Annotated in this window: 15 protein-coding genes; 9 read left to right on the top strand and 6 right to left on the bottom strand. The window is 71.7% G+C overall.

The genetic code is table 11. The features are described 5' to 3' along the window. Window positions 1–93 precede the first annotated feature (93 nt). Both ACZ31C_RS22985 and dnaE read right to left on the bottom strand, forming a co-directional pair. Complete coding sequence (locus ACZ31C_RS22985; RefSeq protein WP_465797007.1) at window positions 94–1,128, bottom strand: aminotransferase class V-fold PLP-dependent enzyme; 1,035 nt, start codon at window positions 1,126–1,128, stop codon at window positions 94–96. 183 nt (window positions 1,129–1,311) lie between these two features. Then, window positions 1,312–4,845: a DNA polymerase III subunit alpha gene (gene dnaE, locus ACZ31C_RS22980; RefSeq protein WP_465797006.1), complete on the bottom strand. Its 3,534-nt coding sequence runs from the start codon at window positions 4,843–4,845 to the stop codon at window positions 1,312–1,314. Window positions 4,846–5,175: 330 nt separating this feature from the next. On the opposite strand from dnaE, the gene ACZ31C_RS22975 reads away from it, so the two are divergent. Together ACZ31C_RS22975 and ACZ31C_RS22970 are read left to right on the top strand one after the other, a co-directional pair. Beyond that, window positions 5,176–5,721 (top strand): RNA polymerase sigma factor, encoded by a 546-nt coding sequence (locus tag ACZ31C_RS22975; RefSeq protein WP_465797005.1) that lies wholly within the window; start codon window positions 5,176–5,178, stop codon window positions 5,719–5,721. Next, window positions 5,708–6,322 (top strand): hypothetical protein, encoded by a 615-nt coding sequence (locus ACZ31C_RS22970; RefSeq protein WP_465797004.1) that lies wholly within the window; start codon window positions 5,708–5,710, stop codon window positions 6,320–6,322. The genes ACZ31C_RS22975 and ACZ31C_RS22970 overlap by 14 nt, the downstream gene beginning before the upstream one ends. Here ACZ31C_RS22970 and ACZ31C_RS22965 read toward each other — a convergent pair. Beyond that, on the bottom strand, window positions 6,319–8,118 hold the full coding sequence (locus ACZ31C_RS22965) for a serine/threonine-protein kinase (RefSeq protein WP_465797003.1): 1,800 nt from the start codon (window positions 8,116–8,118) through the stop codon (window positions 6,319–6,321). The two genes, ACZ31C_RS22970 and ACZ31C_RS22965, sit on opposite strands and share 4 nt — an antisense overlap. A 740-nt stretch (window positions 8,119–8,858) precedes the next feature. On the opposite strand from ACZ31C_RS22965, the gene ACZ31C_RS22960 reads away from it, so the two are divergent. Further along, window positions 8,859–9,290 (top strand): hypothetical protein, encoded by a 432-nt coding sequence (locus ACZ31C_RS22960; RefSeq protein ID WP_465797002.1) that lies wholly within the window; start codon window positions 8,859–8,861, stop codon window positions 9,288–9,290. A gap of 86 nt (window positions 9,291–9,376) precedes the next feature. Here the strand turns inward: ACZ31C_RS22960 and ACZ31C_RS22955 are convergent, their stop codons facing one another. Together ACZ31C_RS22955 and ACZ31C_RS22950 are read right to left on the bottom strand one after the other, a co-directional pair. Further along, entirely contained in the window at window positions 9,377–10,954 is a 1,578-nt protein-coding gene (locus ACZ31C_RS22955; protein ID WP_465797001.1) for an MDR family MFS transporter, read from the bottom strand. A 77-nt stretch (window positions 10,955–11,031) separates the two neighbouring features. Then, on the bottom strand, window positions 11,032–11,649 hold the full coding sequence (locus tag ACZ31C_RS22950; protein ID WP_465797000.1) for an acyl-CoA-like ligand-binding transcription factor: 618 nt from the start codon (window positions 11,647–11,649) through the stop codon (window positions 11,032–11,034). Between the two features lie 140 nt (window positions 11,650–11,789). Between ACZ31C_RS22950 and ACZ31C_RS22945 the strand changes: the two genes are divergently transcribed. The 4 genes from ACZ31C_RS22945 to ACZ31C_RS22930 all read left to right on the top strand — a co-directional run bounded on the left by ACZ31C_RS22945 (window position 11,790) and on the right by ACZ31C_RS22930 (window position 15,779). Next, complete coding sequence (locus tag ACZ31C_RS22945) at window positions 11,790–12,131, top strand: PadR family transcriptional regulator (protein WP_117229241.1); 342 nt, start codon at window positions 11,790–11,792, stop codon at window positions 12,129–12,131. After that, window positions 12,128–13,072: a permease prefix domain 1-containing protein gene (locus tag ACZ31C_RS22940; RefSeq protein ID WP_465796999.1), complete on the top strand. Its 945-nt coding sequence runs from the start codon at window positions 12,128–12,130 to the stop codon at window positions 13,070–13,072. The genes ACZ31C_RS22945 and ACZ31C_RS22940 overlap by 4 nt, the downstream gene beginning before the upstream one ends. A 138-nt stretch (window positions 13,073–13,210) precedes the next feature. After that, window positions 13,211–13,807, top strand: a complete 597-nt coding sequence (locus ACZ31C_RS22935; RefSeq protein WP_191088701.1) for a LemA family protein — start codon at window positions 13,211–13,213, stop codon at window positions 13,805–13,807. A gap of 7 nt (window positions 13,808–13,814) precedes the next feature. Then, on the top strand, window positions 13,815–15,779 hold the full coding sequence (locus ACZ31C_RS22930; RefSeq protein WP_465796998.1) for a M48 family metallopeptidase: 1,965 nt from the start codon (window positions 13,815–13,817) through the stop codon (window positions 15,777–15,779). A 28-nt stretch (window positions 15,780–15,807) separates the two neighbouring features. Here the strand turns inward: ACZ31C_RS22930 and ACZ31C_RS22925 are convergent, their stop codons facing one another. Beyond that, window positions 15,808–16,395, bottom strand: a complete 588-nt coding sequence (locus tag ACZ31C_RS22925) for a GNAT family N-acetyltransferase (RefSeq protein WP_465796997.1) — start codon at window positions 16,393–16,395, stop codon at window positions 15,808–15,810. A 40-nt stretch (window positions 16,396–16,435) separates the two neighbouring features. Here ACZ31C_RS22925 and ACZ31C_RS22920 point away from each other — a divergent pair, with 40 nt between their 5' ends. Together ACZ31C_RS22920 and ACZ31C_RS22915 are read left to right on the top strand one after the other, a co-directional pair. Continuing rightward, window positions 16,436–17,716 carry a sensor histidine kinase gene (locus ACZ31C_RS22920; protein ID WP_396752699.1) on the top strand — a complete coding sequence of 427 codons (1,281 nt, stop codon included), beginning with the start codon at window positions 16,436–16,438 and terminating at the stop codon, window positions 17,714–17,716. After that, window positions 17,713–18,411 carry a response regulator transcription factor gene (locus ACZ31C_RS22915; protein ID WP_350695070.1) on the top strand — a complete coding sequence of 233 codons (699 nt, stop codon included), beginning with the start codon at window positions 17,713–17,715 and terminating at the stop codon, window positions 18,409–18,411. Before ACZ31C_RS22920 ends, ACZ31C_RS22915 begins: the two co-directional genes overlap by 4 nt. Window positions 18,412–18,453: the final 42 nt, after the last annotated feature.

The raw sequence follows: 18,453 nt of genomic DNA, 5'->3' as shown, positions 1-18,453 counted from the left end.
GACGCCCGCAAGCACCGCGACACCCGCAAGCACCGCACGTTAGAAAGGGTCCCCTGCTATGCACCAGGCGATAGCAGGGGACCCTTCCTTACATCACATCAAGGCGTCGAGGGCGAGGTCTACGTCCTCGGGGGTGGTGTAGAGGTGGAAGGAGGCGCGGACCCGACCGGCCCGGACGGCTGCCCGCACCCCGGCCCGTTCCAGCTTGTGCTGCGCGTCGGGCACCTCGACGGTGACGATCGCGCTGTCGCCGGGCGGTCGCCCCAGGCCGGTGAGGAACCGGTTGGCCAGCGCCACGTTGTGCGCGTGCACGGTCGGCACCCCGATCTCCAGCAGCAGTTCCAGCGCCGGAGCCGCACCAACCCAGTTAAACCAGGACGGCGAGATGTCGAACCGGCGGGCGTCGTCGGCGAGCCGCAGCGGCGGCCCGTAGTACGACGCGTGCGGGTCACTGCCCGCGTACCAACCGGCGGCGTCGGGCCGCAGCCGCTCCCGTAGGGCCGGATCGAGGTACGCGAACCCGGTGCCCCGGGGACCCATCAGCCACTTGTATCCGCCGACCACGACCACGTCGGCCCGGCTCGCGTCGAACGGCAGCCAGCCGCACGCCTGGGTGGCGTCCACCGCGACGAGCGCGCCGTGGGCCCGGGCCGCCGCGACGATCTCGTCGTACGCGGCCACCGTGCCGTCGGCGGACTGCACCAGGCTGAACGCCACCAGGTCGGTGTCGGAGTCGATCGCGTCGACCAGCCTGTCCAGCGGCACGGTGCGTACCTGCACGCCCCGCTCCTCCTGCACCAGCCAGGGGAAGAGATTGGAGGTGAACTCGACCTCGGGTACGACGACCCGCGCCCCGGCGGGCAGTGCGGCGGCGACCGGGGCCAGCATCTGGGAGACGACCGCACCGACCGACACGTCGGCTACCGGTACGCCGACCAGCTTGGCGAACGCGGCCCGGGACCGGTCGGTCGTCTCGCTCCAGCCCTCCCAGGAGCCGCGTCCGACCCGCCACGCCGCGAGCGCGTCCTGCAACGCCTCCCAGGTCGGGTCCGGCGGCAGCCCGTAGCTGGCGGTGTTCAGCCAACCGGGCTGTGGTTGCCACAGTTTCTGCGCCTGTTCCAGTTCCACGCCCCGACGCTAACCCTCGCCACACCCACTACCCAGCGCCAATCCTCGCCCGCTGGCTCCCGCAATCCCCGGCATCCGAAACCCCAGACATCCGACACCCAGACATCCGAAACCCCAGGCTCCCGAAACCCCCGGCGTCCGAAGCCGCCAGGCGTCCCGAAGCCGCCGAGTACCCGAGCAGGGTCAGCTCACGTTGGCGGGGCCGAGGACGCTCTTGAGGTCCCCCATCAGGGCGGTGGTCGGGGCGACGCGGAACAGGCCCAGTCGCCAGGTCTCGACGCGGCCGCTGCGGTGCAGCTTCACGTGCACCTCGGTGTCGCCGGGGTGCAGCAGCAGGGTCTCCTTGAGCCGGTCGGCGAGCGGTGGCGTGAGCCGGTTGACCGGGATCGTCAGGGTGACCGGTTTGCTCGCCGGGTTGCTGCTGACGTCCGGCAACTGCATGTCCATCGCCATGATGCGGGGGGTGTCGTCGCGCCGGTCGATCCGGCCCTTGACCACCACGATGGCGTCCTCGGCGATGTACTGCCCGATCACCTCGTAGGTGTTCGGGAAGAACAGCGCCTCCACCCCGCCGGCGAGGTCCTCCAGGGTCGCCGAGGCCCACGCCCGGCCCTGCTTGGTGACTCGACGCTGCACACCGGAGAGGATGCCGGCGAGGGTGACCACCGCGCCGTCGGGGACGGTGCCCTCCTCGGACAGGGTGGCGATGGTGCAGTCGGCCGCCGCGTTCAGCACGTGCTCCAGGCCGAACAGCGGGTGGTCGGAGACGTACAGGCCGAGCATCTCGCGTTCGAACGCGAGCTTGTCGCGCTTGTCCCACTCGCCGTCGCTGATGACGGGCATGACCGTGGTGGTGGTCGCCGTCTCGGTGTCGCCGAAGCCCGAACCGAAGAGGTCGTACTGGCCGACGGCCTCCTTCCGTTTGACGTCGGCGTACGCGTCGATGGCGTCGGCGTGCACGGTGAGCAGCGCCTTGCGCGAATGCTTGAGCGAGTCGAACGCCCCGGCCTTGATCAGCGATTCGATGGTCTTCTTGTTGCAGACCACCGCGTCCACCTTGGACAGGAAGTCGTAGAAGTCGGCGTACTCGCCCTTCTCGTCGCGGCACCGCATGATCGCCGCCACCACGTTGGCGCCGACGTTGCGGATCGCGCCGAGGCCGAAGCGGATCTCCTTGCCGACCGGGGTGAACGGCCCGGCGGAGGTGTTCACGTCCGGCGGCAGCACCTGGATGCCCATCCGGCGGCACTCCGACAGGTACATGGCCATCTTGTCCTTGTCGTCGCCGACGGAGGTCAGCAACGCCGCCATGTACTCGGCCGGGTAGTGCGCCTTGAGGTACGCCGTCCAGTACGACACCAGCCCGTACGCGGCCGAGTGCGCCTTGTTGAAGGCGTACCCGGCGAACGGGACCAGCACGTCCCAGACCTTCTGGACGGCCTCGTCGGAGTAGCCGTGTTCACGGCAGCCGTCCCGGAACGGGCCGAACTCCTTGTCGAGGATCTCCTTCTTCTTCTTGCCCATCGCCCGGCGCAGCAGGTCGGCCTGTCCGAGCGTGTAGCCGGCGAGGATCTGCGCGGCGCGCTGCACCTGCTCCTGATAGACGATCAGGCCGTAGGTGGGGGCGAGGATCTCCTTGAGCGGCTCCTCCAGCTCCGGGTGGATCGGGGTGATCTCCTGGAGGCCGTTCTTGCGCAGCGCGTAGTTGGTGTGCGAGTCGACGCCCATCGGGCCGGGACGGTACAGCGCCAGGACGGCGGAGATGTCCTCGAAGTTGTCCGGCTTCATCATCCGCAGCAGCGACCGCATCGGCCCGCCGTCGAGCTGGAATACGCCCAGGGTGTCGCCCCGGGCCAGCAGCTCGTACGCGCCCTTGTCGTCCAACGGCAGGCCCAGCAGGTCCAGTTCCTTGCCGTGGTTGAGCTCGATGTTCTTGACCGCGTCGTCGATGATGGTCAGGTTGCGCAGGCCGAGGAAGTCCATCTTCAACAGCCCGAGCGACTCGCACGTCGGGTAGTCGAACTGGGTGATGATGACCCCGTCGGAGTCTCGGCGCATCAGCGGGATGTGCTCGATGATCGGCTCGGCGGACATGATCACACCGGCGGCGTGCACACCGGTCTGCCGGATCAGCCCCTCGATGCCTCGGGCGGTGTCGATGACCTTCTTGACGTCGGCCTCGGACTCGTACATGCCGCGGATCTCGCCGGCCTCGGCGTACCGGGGGTGCTTCGGGTCGAAGATGCCTTCGAGCGGGATGTCCTTGCCCATCACGGCCGGTGGCATGGCCTTGGTGATCCGGTCGCCGACCGCGTACGGGTAGCCGAGCACCCGCGCCGAGTCCTTGATCGCAGCCTTCGCCTTGATGGTGCCGAAGGTGGCGATCTGAGCGACCTTGTCCTCACCCCACTTGTCGGTGACGTACTTGATCACCTCACCGCGCCGGCGCTCGTCGAAGTCGATGTCGACATCGGGCATGGAGACGCGCTCGGGGTTGAGGAACCGCTCGAAGATCAGCCCGTGCGGGATCGGGTCCAGGTCGGTGATGCCCAACGCGTACGCGACCAGCGAGCCGGCCGCCGAACCCCGGCCGGGGCCGACCGCGATGCCCTGGTTCTTGGCCCACTGGATGAAGTCGGCGACCACGAGGAAGTACGACGGGAAGCCCATCTGGATGATGACGCCCAGCTCGTACTCGGCCTGCACCACGTGGCCCTCGGGGATGCCCTGCGGGTACCGGCGGGCCAGACCGGCGAAGGTCTCCTTGCGGAACCAGGACTCCTCGGTCTCGCCCTCGGGCACCGGGAAGCGCGGCATCAGGTTGTGGAACTCGAACATCCCGGTCGGGTCGACCCGCTCGGCCACCAGCAGCGTGTTGCGGCAGCCCTCCAGCCAGACGTCGGAGCCGTCCACGCCGCGCATCTCGTCGGCGGACTTGATGTAGTAGCCGCTGCCGCCGAACTTGAACCGGTTCGGGTCGGCGACGTTGCTGCCCGTCTGCACGCAGAGCAGCACGTCGTGCGCCTCGGACTGCGCCTCGTGCGTGTAGTGCGAGTCGTTCGTGACCACCGGCGGGATGCCCAGCTTGCGGCCGATCTCGACCAGCCCGTCCCGGACCTTCTTCTCGATGTCCAGGCCGTGGTCCATCAGCTCCAGGAAGTAGTTCTCCTTGCCGAAGATGTCCTGGTACTTCGCGGCGGCTTCGAGGGCCTGCGCGTCGTGGCCCAGCCGCAGCCGGGTCTGCACCTCACCGGAGGGGCAGCCGGTGGTGGCCATCAGACCGTCGGCGCACTCGGCCAGCAGCTCGGCGTCCATCCGGGGCCACTTGACGAAGTAGCCCTCGGTGTACGCCTTGCTCGTCAGCGTGAAGAGGTTGTGCAGGCCGGTCTTGTTGCGCGCCCAGATCGTCTTGTGCGTGTAACCACCGCTGCCGGAGACGTCGTCGCTCTTCTGTTCCGGCCGACCCCAGCGCACCCGCTTCTTGTGGAACCGCGACTCCGGCGCGACGTACGCCTCGATGCCCAGGATCGGGGTGACCCCGGCGGCCATGGCCTGCTTGTAGAAGTCGTTCGCGCCGTGCATGTTGCCGTGGTCGGTCATCGCCACGGCGGGCATCCCCTGCCGCTTGACCTCGGCGAACAGGTCCTTGAGGCGGGCCGCACCGTCGAGCATCGAATACTCCGTGTGCACGTGCAGATGGGTGAACGAATCGCCCACGGAGCCCCCCGGGTCGGATGATCGAGACGGTCGGGGCTAACCCTAACCCCGCCGCCGGAGGCCGTTCCAGCGCGCCGCGCGCCCCCGGTCCGTCGGGGTGTCGTGGATCATGCTGGACCGGCCCACCGGCGACCACAGCGACGTGACGAGGCAAACACGACTGGTCACGAAGCGACGCGGCGAGTGGCCTACGGCAGTGGCCGGAGCGATGCGGGAGGTGCGGGCGGCCGCACGCGAAGCGGCGGCCGTATGTGCAGGCGGCGGGTCGCGGGGCGGCGCGGCGACGGCACTGCGGCGTAGCCTGGAGCGATACCAGCACGGGACGGCGCGATGACCCTGGCGGACGGGATCGACGACCTGGCCGGCGCGGCGGCGCGCGGCGACGCGGCGGCGCTCGACGCCCTGCTGACGGCGATCCGCCCCGAGGTGCTGCGGCTGTGCGGCCGACTGCTGCCCAACCGGGAGGATGCCGAGGAAGCCTGCCAGGACGCCCTGCTCGCGGTGGCCCGGGGCATCGGCCGCTTCGAGGGGCGCGCGTCGTTCCACACCTGGCTCTACCGGATCACCGCCAACCGGGCCCGCTCGACCTACCGCATGCTGCGGCGGCGGTGGCTCGTCGAGGCCGGCGGGGTGCCGCTGCCCGACCCGCCCGACCCGCGCCGCACCAGCGTGGTCGCCGGCACCCGGTTGGACCTGCTGGAGGCGTTGGACGCCCTTCGCCCCGAGTTGGCCGAGTCGCTCACCCTGCGCGACGTGCTCGACCTGGGTTACCGCGAGATCGCCGATCTGCTCGGCCTGCCCGAGGGCACGGTGAAGTCCCGCATCCACGAGGCCCGCCGACAGGTCCGGCAGAGGCTCACCGATGCGGGCGGCTGACCGGCCGTCGGCGGCCGGTGGGACCGGCGACCAGCGGGCCGGGCTCCGGCAGATCCGTTTCCGGTCGGCCATCCCGCTGGTCACCGTGTTCGTGATCGCCGCCGGTTGCGCCGACCAGCCGGTGTCGCCGCTGCCCGTCCGGCCCCCAGACCCCACTCCGCCGTCGTCGGCCGCGTCGTCGTCGCCGACTCCACCCACCACGGGCGCGCCACCGCTGGCCGGGCCGCCCACCACCGACGCCCGGCCGCCGACCAGCCGAGCCACGCGGAGCCCGTCGCCGCCCGCGCCGGTCTCCACCACCCGCAGGGGTACGCCCCACCCACCGTCCCCCACCCCGACCGACGCCTGCCTCGGCGCGGTCCGGTACGACCTGGTGCTCGCCGACATCGGCCCGATGCCATCGTCGCTCTGCTTCGCCACCGGCGGCGTGCTGCGGATCCAGGGCATCGGGCCCGGGCAGGTGACCGTGGACCGGCCGGAGCTGGCCGACAGTCACTACGAGGCCGGGGTGGTCGACGTCCGCTTCCTGCGCAGCGGCACCGTGGACGTCACCATCCCGCACGAGGGCACGGTCCACGTGGTCACCGTGGTCGTGCGTTAATCGACCCGTACCCCGTTCAGCAGGCTGTCGACGAACGCGTCGGCGGTGTCGGGTGGTGGCACCACCTGCGCGTACAGCAAACCGGCCGGGGCGCGGGCCGCCGCCTCCACCAGCACCGGCCGGTCCCGGGCACAGTCGAACCGGGCGACCACCCAGTCCAACCCGCCGCGACGTACCCGCCGCACCGGTGCCGGGGCGCAGTCGGCGTGCGGCTGCTCGGCGACGAACCCGGCCGGGTCGGTACGCCGCCCGGCCGACGCGGACAATCCCAGGAACGCACCCGGCACCCTCGGGTCGACGGCCCACCGGTCCGGCTCGGGCGAGACCACCAGGGCCGGTTCGAGCCGCCCGTCCCCGCCGTACCGGCCGGCCCAACCGGTGCCCGCCGCCCGCCACCCGGCCGGCAGGTCCACGCGCAACACTCCGCTCGTCGCGGTACGCGTCACCGCCGTCGCGTCGGCCGCCACCACACCCGCCGTAGTGGTCAACACCAGGACCAACCCGACCCCACCCCACCGCCAACGCCCCGACCGCACCAGCCCGCCGTCGTGCCCACCGTCCTGCTTGGCGCTCACGGCGGTTCCGGCAGCTCGGGTGGTTCCAGCGGTCCCGGCGGTCCCTACGGTCCCGGCGGTCCCGGCAGCTCGGGCGGTCCCGGCAGCTCGGGCGGTCCCGGCAGCTCGGGCGGTCCCGGCAGCTCGGGCGGTCCCGGCAGCTCGGGCGGTCCCGGCAGCTCGGGTGGTTCCGGCAGCTCGGGTGGTTCCGGCAGCTCGGGTGGTCCCGGCGGTTCGCGTGGTTCGCGTGGTCCCGGCGGTTCCGGCGGCGGCCCCGTCGAGGGCGTCGGCCGTCGCCCCGCCGACGGTGGTCCCGGTGGCGCCCGGGGGCGCAGTGGCAGTGTCGGCGGCGGCCAGCAGGGCGGCCCGGAAGGCGGCGGCGTCGGGATGGCGGTCGTCCGGTCGCTTCGCCCCGGCCCGGCGCAGCACTTGCGCCACGCCGGGTGGGACGCCCGGCCGCAGCCGCGTCCCGTCGACGTCCGAACGGTCGGCACGTCCGCCCGGCACGCCCGACGACATGGTCACGCCCTCCGGTCGAGGGTCGTCGGACAATGCCATCCCGGCCTCGGGGCGACGGTGCTCGGGCGTTGGGGACACGCCCTCGGGGCGACGGTGCTCGGGCGTTGGGGTGCCGAGTAGGCGCAGGCCGAGGCGGCTCAGCGCGTACACGTCGGCGCGCACGTCCACGACCGCGAGCGGGTCGTCCTGCTCCGGTGCCATGTAGCCGGGGGTGCCGGCGCGCACGGTGAGCCCGGAGGCGACAGCGAGCGCCTTGGCCAGACCGAGGTCGGCGATGAGGACCCGCACTCCGGCCGGTGTGCGGCGGAACAGAATGTTGCCGGGCGTGAGGTCGCGGTGCACCACCCGATGCCGGTGCAGCACGGCCACTCCGGCGGCGATCTCGCCGAGCACCGTCAGGGCGGTCGGCACCGGCAGCGGCCCGTCGGCGAGCTGGTCCCGCAGGCTGCCCCCGTCGGCCCAGTCCATCACCGTGTACGGCCGCCCGTCCGGCAGTTCACCGACGGCGCGTACCCGCACCAGCCGGTCGTCCTCCATTCGCCGTAGCAGCCGGGCCTCGTCCAGGAAGCGTTCCCGGACGCGTACATCGTGGTGCCAGTTCTCGGCCAGCACCTTGATCGCCACGTGGGCGTTCAGTCCCGGGTCGTGGGCCAGCCACACGGTCGCGAACGACCCCACTCCCAGCAGCCGCTCCACCCGGTACACCCCGAACCCCGCAGGCATCCCCACCGTCCCACCCTGCCCCTCCCCCACCACCCCCGGCAACCACCCCGTCCCACCTGCCCGCCCGCCCCACCCACGTGCACGTCCACGCCCGCCCCACCACGCCGGACCTGCCACACACCGCACCGCCCAGTCCCCCCACGCCACGCCCCGCCCGCCCCGTCCCGACTCGCCCCGCCCCGCCCCGCCCCGCCGATCATGGAGCTGTGGCAGTTCCATAACTCCTATATCAGTACAAAGTCAGAACCCTAACTCCATGATCGACGGAGCCAGCCATGGAACTCCCGACTGGTGCGGCCAACCCCTCGCCGGACCATCTACATCAGATCGCGTCATGCCGAGGACTGGGCGACGCAGCGGATGACCAAGGAGTTTGTGCCCTCGACACCGTTCCAAAGTGACCAAAACTTCTTGATCAACCCGGGCCAGGCGGGGTGCGGGGCCAGGCGGGGTGCGGGGCCGGGCGGGGTGCGGGCCAGGCGGGGCCGGGGCAGGGGCGGGGTAGGGAGGGGAAGAAAGGTGGGTGGGTTGGCGAACCGGGAGGGCCGGGGTGGAGACGAAGGGGGTAGGAACCCGATGCCGAGGAGGCGATCTCCGTGCACCGTCTCGTATATGTCGCTGTCGCGACCGTCCTGGCCCTCGTCGGGGCCACTCCGGCCCAGGCCGGGCCCGTATCCCGATCCGCCGCCCAGCCTGCGGCTTCTACCGGTGTCGCCGCTGTCCGGGCGGGTACCGATCTGTTGAGTGTCCAGGGGGCCGGTCCGTTCCGGATCGGCACGTCCCTGGACCGGCTGACCGCCGCCGGGCTCATCGACTGGACCGTCCCGGGCTGCGGGGGCGTGGTGGACGCCGGGGTGACCGGCGAGTGGGCGGGTGTCGTCCTGCTGACGTTCCAGCACGGGCGGCTGGTCCAGGTGTTCACGGCCACCGCGCCGCCGTACTCCCCGGCCGGGGCGGGCGTGGGGATGAGCTTCGACCGGTTGGAGGCGATCTACGGCCCGCGTGGTGAGTTGATCCGCAACGACGCCGACACCGCCAGCGCGTACCTGGTGCGGATCGGCTCGCGGGTGGAGTTGTTCACCGGGCACCCGATCCGGCCTGGAGTGGGTGGCTTCCAGGTGGGCCCGGCGGCCTACGTGGAGCGCACCTTCCGGCAGGGCACTGCCTGCTGACCGATCGCGCGAACAAAAGGCCGCGCGAGCAGAAGGACCGATCGCCCCGGGCGACAGTGCCCGGGGCGATCGGCGGTCGGCGGACCTCAGTGCATCGGCAGGCCGGCCTCCTGGCGGGCCCGCTCGTCGCCGCTGACGGTGTGCAGTGCCTTCTCGCGGATGAAGAGCACCGCGACCAGGGCGAGGAACGCGATCGGCGCGCCGATGAGGAACAGCTCGGAGGTGGCGGTGGCGTACGCGTCGCGCACGATCACCAGCACCGGCTCGGGCAGTGCGGACAGGTCGGGTACCTCGGTGGTGCCGCCGTCTGCGGCGCCTGCCGCCGGGCCGAGCTCTGCGGTCATCAGGCCGGTGACCCGGTTGGCCAGGACCGCGCCGAGGGCGCTCACCCCGATCGCGCCGCCCATGCTGCGGAAGAAGGTCAGCACGGAGGTGGCTGCGCCCAGTTCGTGGGCGGGTACGTCGTTCTGCGCCGCCAGCACCAGGTTCTGCATGAGCATGCCGACGCCGGTGCCGAGGATCGCCATGTAGGTGAAGAGCAGCGGCAGCGGGGTATCGGTGCCGATGGTGGAGAGCAGGAGCATGCCGACGACCATCACGGCGGCGCCGGCCACCAGGTACGCCTTCCACCGGCCGTACTTGGTGATGAGCTGGCCGGCGACCGTGGAGGAGACCAGCAGGCCGAGGATCATCGGCAGGCTCATCAGTCCGGCGATGGTCGGTGACTTGCCCAGCGAGGTCTGGAAGTACTGGGACAGGAAGACGGTGCCGCCGAAGAGGGCGACGCCGACCAGCATGCTGGCGATGGTGGTGAGCGCGACGGTCCGGCTGCGGAAGATCTTCAGGGGGATGATCGGCTCGGGGACCCGGGCCTCGACCCAGATCGCCGCGCCGAGCAGCGCCAGGCCGCCGACGACCATCAGCGCGGTCCAGCCGGAGGCCCAGGCGAACTTGTGCCCGGCCAGCGAGGACCAGATCAGCAGCGTGGACACCCCGGCGGTGATCAGTGCGGCGCCGGCCCAGTCGATGCGTACCCGGCGGCGGGTGACCGGCAGGTGCAGGGTGCGCTGGAGCAGCACGATGGAGAGGATGCTGAACGGCACGCCGATCAGGAAGCACCAGCGCCAGCCCAGCCAGGAGGTGTCCACCAGGACGCCGCCGATCAGCGGGCCGGCGATGGTGCCGACGCCGAAGACGGCGCCGAAGATGCCGGCGTAGCGGCCCAGTTCGCGTGGCGGGATCATGGCCGCCATCACGATCATCGCGAGCGCGGTCATGCCGCCTGCGCCGATGCCCTGCACCACCCGGCTGAACAGCAGCACCTCGACGGTGCGGGAGAGGCCGGCGATCAGCGAGCCGACCACGAACAGGCCGAGGGAGAGCTGGATGAGCAGCTTCTTGCTGTAGAGGTCGGCCATCTTGCCCCAGAGCGGCACGGTGGCGGTCATCGCCAGCAGCTCGCTGGTCACGATCCAGGTGTAGACGGTCTGGCTGCCCTGCAGGTCGGCGATGATGCGGGGCAGCGCGTTCGCCACCACCGTAGAGGCGAGAATCGCCACGAACATGCCGACCATCAGCCCGGAGAGTGCCTGGAGGACCTCCCGGCGGGACATCGTGCCGCTGCCCGCCTCGGGGGCGCCGATCGGCTCGGTTGTTGCGGTCATGGACGCTTCCTCACGCGTGGTTCTGCCCGGGGCACGGTCGCGCCCGCGGGTGGTGGCAGGTCGGTGTGCGGCGGCGGTCAGCCGGTACGCGGGTCGGGCAGTCCCGCCGCGACGGTGGCGAACGCCTCGTCGAGCAGCGCGGCGAGGGAGCCGGCCCCGTCGCAGGTCGCCCAGCGGATCATCGCGGTACGCAGTGCGGCCCCAGCGACCGCGACGACGAGCGCCGGGTACGCGTCGGTGGCCGGGCACCCGGTCCGGGCGGCGACCGCCTCGACCAGCGCCCGTTCGGTGACCGCGTTGCCGGTGATCAGGCGGGCCAACAGCACCGGGTGCTGGCTGACCACCCGCATCCGCAGCAGCGACAGTTCGGCGTTGCCCTGCACCTCGTCGACGACCTCGGCGAAGGCACGCCGGAGCGCCTCCAGTGTCGGCAGGTGCGCGGGGACGGCGGCGAGCGCGCCCAGCACCACCTCCCGGTCGGCCTCGGTGTCCCCGATCAGGGCGTCGTCCTTGGTCGGGAAGTAGTTGAAGAAGGTGCGCGAGGAAACGTCGGCCGCCTCGCTGATCTCCTCGACGGTGACCTGGTCGAGTCCGCGTTCGGCGACCAGGCGCAGCGCGGCGGTGGCGAGAGCGGCGCGGGTCTGCCGCTTCTTGCGGTCGCGCCGCCCCAGCGGCGTGGAGTGTTCCGAGGTCACGGCAGAACTGTAGGGCTAAAAATGCAGCCTCTGCAAAGTTTTATTTTGTGACGTGAAACGCTTCGTTTCGACACCATGTCGCGCAGCAGACACTATTGCGCGCTAGACAATGCTGTGTGGCACACACTATCGTGTGATGCATGGTCAGCGACGACGTCCTGCGGACACACCTCCAGGAACTACGCCGGGGAACGGTGGTGGTGGCCAGCCTGGTCGCGCTGCGCCGACCCGACTACGGCTACGCGCTCCTGCAACGGCTCACCGGGCACGGCTTCCCGGTGGACGCCAACACGCTCTATCCCCTGCTGCGACGGCTCGAGGAACAGGGGCTCCTGAGCAGCGAGTGGAACACCGAGGAGAGCCGGCCGCGCAAGTTCTATCGCACCAGCGAGTCCGGCGAGCAGGTGCTGCGCCGGCTGCTCGACGACCTCTCCGCCGTACAGACCTCCCTGACCGACCTGATCGAAGGAGCCCCGCGATGACGACCTCCCTGACCGACCGGTATCTCGCCGCCACGCTGCGTTCCGTGCCGACCGGACGGCGTGCGGAGATCGCCGACGAGCTGCGCGCGTCGATCGCCGACATGGTCGACGACCGGACCGCCGCCGGGCTCGACGCCACCACCGCCGAGCGCGAGGTGCTCACCGAGCTGGGCAACCCGGCGCAGTTGGCCGCCCGCTACCGCGACCGGAGACTCCAACTCATCGGCCCGGAGTACTACCCGTCCTGGCAACGCCTGATGATCGTGCTGCTGAGCACCGTGCCCGCCGTCGTCGGCGTGCTGATGGGCGTGCTGGAAGCCACCACCGCCGAGAACCCGGCCGGCGCCGTCGGCGAGGGCATCGGGGCGGCGTTCAACGTCGCGGTGCACATCGGCTTCTGGGTGACGCTGGTCTTCGCGGCGATGGAACGGTTCGGCACCCCGCTGCACCTGCCGGAATGGACCGTCGACCAACTACCCGAGGAGCCCGTCGAGCGGGACGTCACCCTCACCGACGTGTGCGCCTCGATCGTGTTCCTGGTCCTGCTCATCGCCTTCCTGCCGTGGCAGCAGTTCCAGCGGGTGCTCGGTGACGGCGACCGGCTGCCGATCCTCGACCCGGCGCTCTGGTCGTTCTGGCTGCCGGTGTTCCTCGTGGTCCTGGTCGCCAGCATCGGTCTGGAGTTCGCCAAGTACCGGGCCCGCCGGTGGACCTGGCCGCTGGTCGGCGTCAACGTCCTGCTCAACCTGGGCTTCGCGGTGCCGGCGATCTGGCTGCTCCAGGAGGAGCGGCTGCTCAACCCGGAGTTCGTGGACCGCTTCACCTGGCTGAGCGACGGCGGCCTCGCCACGGTCAGCCGGATCAGCATCGTGGTGATCGTCGCGATCGCCCTCTGGGACATCGGCGACAGCGCGGTCAAGGCGTACCGGGCCGGACGCTGATCCGACAGTCGGGTGAGGGCGGGACGCATGGCGTTCCCGCCCTCACCGGGCGTACACCTCAGGGGAGAACGGGCAGCTCTGGACCGTCGCCCGTACGATCATGAGCGCTGGAACCGACGTGCAACCGAGGGAGCGGCCATGGAACTGATCATCGGATTGCTGTGTCTGGTGGTGATCGTCGTAGCGGTGCTCGGCTTCGGCGTGTCGATCTACAACGGGCTGGTCCGGGCCCGCAACGCGTACCGCAACGCCTTCGCCCAGATCGACGTGCAGCTGGTCCGCCGGCACGACCTGATCCCCAACCTGGTGGAGACCGCCAAGGGATACCTCAAGCACGAGCGGGAGACGCTGGAGGCAGTCATCTCGGCGCGCAACAACGCCGTCAGCGCGCAGACCGCCGCGTCGGCCGCGCCCGGCGACCCGGCGGCGATGCAGCAGCTCAGCGGCGCGGAGAACGCGCTGAGCGCCACCCTGGGTCGGCTGTTCGCGCTCTCCGAGGCGTACCCGGACCTCAAGGCCAACCAGAACATGATGCAGCTCTCCGAGGAGCTGACCTCCACGGAGAACCGGGTCGCCTTCGCCCGGCAGGCGTACAACGACTCGGTGATGGCCTACAACAACAAGCGCGAGGTGTTCCCCGCGAGCATGCTGGCCGGGATGTTCTCGTTCGGCCCGGCGGCGCTGTTCCAGCCGGACGACCCGACGCAGCGCAATGCCCCGCAGGTGTCGTTCTGAGGCACCGATGAACTTCTTCGAACGACAGCGCCAGGTCCGCCGGCTGTCGACCCGCCTGGTCCTGCTGTTCGTGCTGGCCGTCATCGGCATCGTGGTGGCGGTGAACCTCGCGGTGGTGTTCGCTTTCAACGTCGGCACCAGCAACCCGCCCCAGCTCGCCGGGATGATCGTCATGGTCACCGTGGCCACCCTCGCCGCGATCGGGCTGGCCGCGACGGTGCGGACGCTCACGCTGCGCGGCGGTGGCGGGAAGGTGGCCCGTGAGCTGGGCGGGGTCCCGGTGCCGGCGGACACCACCGACCCGGAGCTGCGGCGGCTGCGCAACGTCGTCGAGGAGATGGCGCTGGCCTCCGGCGTACCCGTGCCCGAGGTCTACGTCCTCCCGGAGGAGACGGCGATCAACGCCTTCGCGGCGGGGTGGAGCCCCTCCGACGCGGCCGTCGCGGTCACCCGGGGCGCGTTGCAACGACTCAACCGCGACGAGCTCCAGGGCGTCATCGCCCACGAGTTCAGCCACGTGGTCAACGGCGACATGCGGCTCAACATCCGGCTGATGGGCCTGCTCTTCGGCATCCTGTTCCTGACCGTGGTCGGTCGAGGGCTGGCCCGGGCCGGCGCCCTCGGCGGCGGACGGAGCCGCAACAACAACGGCGGTGCCCTGCCGTTCATGCTGGTCGGGCTGGCGTTGCTGGTGGCCGGGTACATCGGCGTGCTCGCCGGCCGGCTCATCCAGGCGTCGGTGTCCCGGCAGCGGGAGTACCTCGCCGACGCCTCGGCGGTGCAGTTCACCCGGCAGACCAGCGGCATCGCCGGGGCACTGAAGAAGATCGGTGGCCTCTCCGACGGCTCCGAGCTGCGCACGCCCAAGCGCGACGAGGTCGGGCACATGCTCTTCGGCGCGGCGGGCCGGGCGTCCTGGCTCGCCACCCACCCGCCGCTGGCCAAGCGGATCCAGGCGTTGGAGCCCTCGTTCGACCCGAACGAGCTGCGGCAGCTCGCCCAGCGCTGGGCCGCCGCACCGCCGTCGGGCCGGCAGGAGGACATCGCCCTCGGCCTGGCCCCGAGCAGTCCGGGCGGCGCGCCCGCCCGCCGCGACTCCGCCCGCCCGGGCGCGCCGACGCTGCCGGTGGAGGGCACCCGGGTACGCGTGGCGCCGGCCGAGATGCTGGGCCGGGTGGCCGCGCCCACCGAGACGGCGTACACGCACGCCGCCGCGATCCTCGACCGCATCCCGGAGCACCTGCTGGATCGGGCCCGCAACCGGGACTCGGCCGTGCCACTGGTGCTCGGGCTGCTGCTCGCCGCCGAGCCCGACGTCCGGCAGCACCAGCACGAGGCCATCGCCCGGAAACACGGTCCGGCGCTGGCCGACGCCGCGCTGCGGGAGGCCGGTGAGCTGGCCGGGCTGCACCCGATGCTCCGGCTGCCCCTGGCCGAGCTGGCGTTCCCGGCCCTGCGGGCCCGCACGGACGCCGAACTCGAATCGCTGATGGCGGCCGTCTTCACGCTGATCCACGCCGACGGCGCGATCAACGTGTCCGAGTACTGCCTGTCCCGGCTGCTCCTGGCCGAGATCCAGGAGTCGCTCAAGCCGGACTCCCGCTGGCGCACCGACCGCCGTACGCTCACCGACTCCCGTTCCGCGGCTGCCTACCTGCTGGCCATCCTGGCCCAGGTCGGGCACGGCGACCGGACCGCCGCCGAGCGGGCGTTCCAGGCCGGTGTCGCCACGCTGCTGCCCGGCACCTCGCTGCCGTACGCTCCGCCGGAGAACGGCGTCCTGGCGCTGGAGACCGCCTGGCCGGTGCTGGACGGGCTGCGTCCGGGCGACAAGGAACGGCTGGTGGCGGCCGTGGTGGCGGTGATCAGCCACGACGGGATGATGACCGTGCCGGAGATCGAGCTGCTGCGCACCATCTGCGGCCTGCTGCACTGCCCGCTGCCGCCGATGGCCGGCGACGGCATCGGCTGACCGCCGCGCTATCCGCCGGTCGGGCCCGTCAGGGCGCGACCGGCGCGGCGGCCGGACGCCGGTCCCGCCACTCGCGGGCCAGCATCGCGTAGATCACCTCGTCGGCCCACTCCCCCTTGACGTACTCGTTCTCCCGCAGGTGGGCCTCACGCCGCATGCCCAGCCGGGTCAGCACCTGCGCGGAGGCGGTGTTGCGGGCATCCAGCCGACCGACGACCCGGTGCAGGTCGCACCGGTCGAAGGCCAGCGCCAGCATGGTCCGGGCCGCCTCGGTGGCGTAGCCGCGTCCCCGGTGGTCCGGATTCAGCAGGTAGCCGATCTCGCCCTGCCGGTGTTCCTCGCTGGTCCAGATCAGCAGCACCTCGCCGACGAGCTGCCCGGTCTCCCGCAGCACCACCGCCAACTGGATCGCGTCGCCCTGTTCCCGCAGCGCGGTCCGCTGCTGCCGCCGTGCCAGCACCTCGCGAGTGCCGTCGAGGTCGGCGGGTGCCTCGCTGTAGAGGTAGCGGTGCACGGCCGGGTCGCCGAAGTAGGCGTGCAGCTCGGTCACGTCGGCGGGCTGGAAGGCCCGCAGGTGCAGCCGCTCGGTCTCGATCGGCAGATCAGGCGTGAACACCGGGGCAGGTTACCCGGTGGCGGGATGGCATTCTCACCAGGTGACCTCCGAGAGCAGCGACGACTGGCGGCGGCCGGGCCCCACGCCCGAGCAGCGGCGCCTGGACCTCTACGCCGGGCTGGCCGCGACGGTCATCGCCCTGTTCAGCCTCACGCTGGCCCGCAGCACCGGCACGTTCCTGCTCGGGCCGCCGCCGTCCTGGCTCGAACAGATCCTCTGGACCGTCGCGGTGCCGCTGCCGCTGATCTGGCGACGCCAGTACCCGGTCGTCACCGCGCTGGTCGTGTCGGCCGCCTTCATCGGTGCCCAGGTCCGGGCCGTTCCCGAGTGGCAGCTCTCCCAGTGGGCGCTGTTCGCCGCCATCTTCACGCTCGGCGCCTGGGGGCCGGACCACCGGCTGTCCCGGCGGCTGCGGATCGGCATCATCGCCGCCATGTTCGGCTGGCTGGCCATCGCGTACGCGATCAGCCTCGACGAGATCACCCCGGACTCCTTCGAGAACGCGCTCGGGCCGGTACCGCCGGTGCTCGCCGCGATCGTCACCGGTCTGCTGATCAACGTGTTGTTCTTCGGGTTCGCGTACTTCTTCGGGGAGACCGCCTGGATCGCCGCCCGGCGGCAGCACGAGCTGGCCGAGCAGGCCGAGCGGCTACGCCGGTCGCAGGCGGAGGCCCGGGAGCACGCGGTGGTCGGCGAGCGGGTCCGGATCGCCCGGGAGCTGCACGACGTGGTCGCCCACCACGTGTCGGTGATGGGGGTGCAGGCGGCGGCCTGCCGCCGGGTCTTCGACAAGGATCCGGCCAAGGCGCGGACCGCGCTCGCCTCGATCGAGGAGTCGGCCCGGACGGCGGTGGACGAGCTGCGCCGGATGCTCGGGGTGCTGCGCGCCCGCGACAACGGCCCGGAGGGCACCGGGCAGCCCGCCGGGGTCGACCAGATCGCCGCCGTGGTGGACCGGGCGCGGGAGGCCGGGCTGCACGCCACGCTGGGCGTGTACGGCGAGCCGACACCGCTGCCCGAGTCGGTGTCCCAGGCCGCGTACCGGGTGGTGCAGGAGGCGGTGACGAACGTGTTGAAGCACGCGAGCGGGGCGACACTGCTCGACGTCCGGGTCCGCTATCTGGCTCAGGAGATGGAGGTCGAGGTGACCGACGACGGCCGGGCCACCCGCCCGGCGAACGACGACGGGCTGGGACTGGTCGGGATGCGGGAGCGGGTCGCCACCCACGACGGCGAGCTGGAGGTGGGCGCGCGTACCGGTGGTGGGTGGCGGGTGCGGGTCCGGTTCCCGCTGCCGCTGGCGGCCGGGAGCACGACGTGACCGGGGCGACGCCGCCGGTCCGGGTGCTGCTCGCCGACGATCATCACCTGGTGCGGACCGGCTTCCGGGTGATCCTGGAGATCGAGGACGACATCGAGGTGGTCGGCGAGGCCGCCGACGGGGAACGGGCGGTCGCCATGGCCCGGGCGCTGCGCCCGGACGTGGTGCTGATGGACGTGGAGATGCCCGGCGTGGACGGGTTGGAGGCCACCCGCCGGATCAGCACCGAGACGGACGAGCCGGGCGGCCCCGCCGTGCTCATGCTCACCACGTTCGACCGCGACGACTACCTGTTCGCCGCGTTGCGCGCCGGGGCGAGCGGGTTCCTGCTCAAGAACGGCACGCCGGAGTCGCTGGTCGACGCCATCCGGGTGGTGGCCCGGGGCGACGGTCTGCTCGCCCCGGAACTCACCCGCCGGGTGATCGCCACGTTCGCCCGGCCGGGCGGCCCGGCCGGGACCGTCGGCGGTCCCACCCCGGAGGAGGCGCTGCGCGACCTGACCCCCCGGGAGCGGGAGGTGCTGGTCCTGGTGGCCGGCGGGGCCAGCAACGCCGAGATCGCCACCGCCCTGCATCTGGGCGAGGCGACCGTGAAGTCGCACGTCAGCCGGGTGCTGGCCAAGTTGGGGCTGCGCGACCGGGTGCAGGCGGTGGTCTTCGCCTACGAGCAGGGGGTGGTCCGGCCAGGGGGATGACCTCCACCCGGAGGAGGAGCCCGGATTTCCGTCGACGGACGG

The organism is Micromonospora sp. NPDC023869, assembly GCF_055559695.1.
This window is presented reverse-complemented; position numbering and strand designations above follow the sequence as displayed.

What these genes read in the sequence shown, in the direction of transcription:
- ACZ31C_RS22970 (WP_465797004.1), top strand. Translation starts at nt 5,708, where the DNA reads ATGCGGGCGGCTGACCGGCCGTCGGCGGCCGGTGGGACCGGCGACCAG.
- ACZ31C_RS22955 (WP_465797001.1), bottom strand. Translation starts at nt 10,954, where the DNA reads ATGACCGCAACAACCGAGCCGATCGGCGCCCCCGAGGCGGGCAGCGGC.
- ACZ31C_RS22965 (WP_465797003.1), bottom strand. Translation starts at nt 8,118, where the DNA reads ATGCCTGCGGGGTTCGGGGTGTACCGGGTGGAGCGGCTGCTGGGAGTG.
- ACZ31C_RS22945 (WP_117229241.1), top strand. Translation starts at nt 11,790, where the DNA reads ATGGTCAGCGACGACGTCCTGCGGACACACCTCCAGGAACTACGCCGG.
- ACZ31C_RS22975 (WP_465797005.1), top strand. Translation starts at nt 5,176, where the DNA reads ATGACCCTGGCGGACGGGATCGACGACCTGGCCGGCGCGGCGGCGCGC.
- ACZ31C_RS22935 (WP_191088701.1), top strand. Translation starts at nt 13,211, where the DNA reads ATGGAACTGATCATCGGATTGCTGTGTCTGGTGGTGATCGTCGTAGCG.
- ACZ31C_RS22940 (WP_465796999.1), top strand. Translation starts at nt 12,128, where the DNA reads ATGACGACCTCCCTGACCGACCGGTATCTCGCCGCCACGCTGCGTTCC.
- ACZ31C_RS22930 (WP_465796998.1), top strand. Translation starts at nt 13,815, where the DNA reads ATGAACTTCTTCGAACGACAGCGCCAGGTCCGCCGGCTGTCGACCCGC.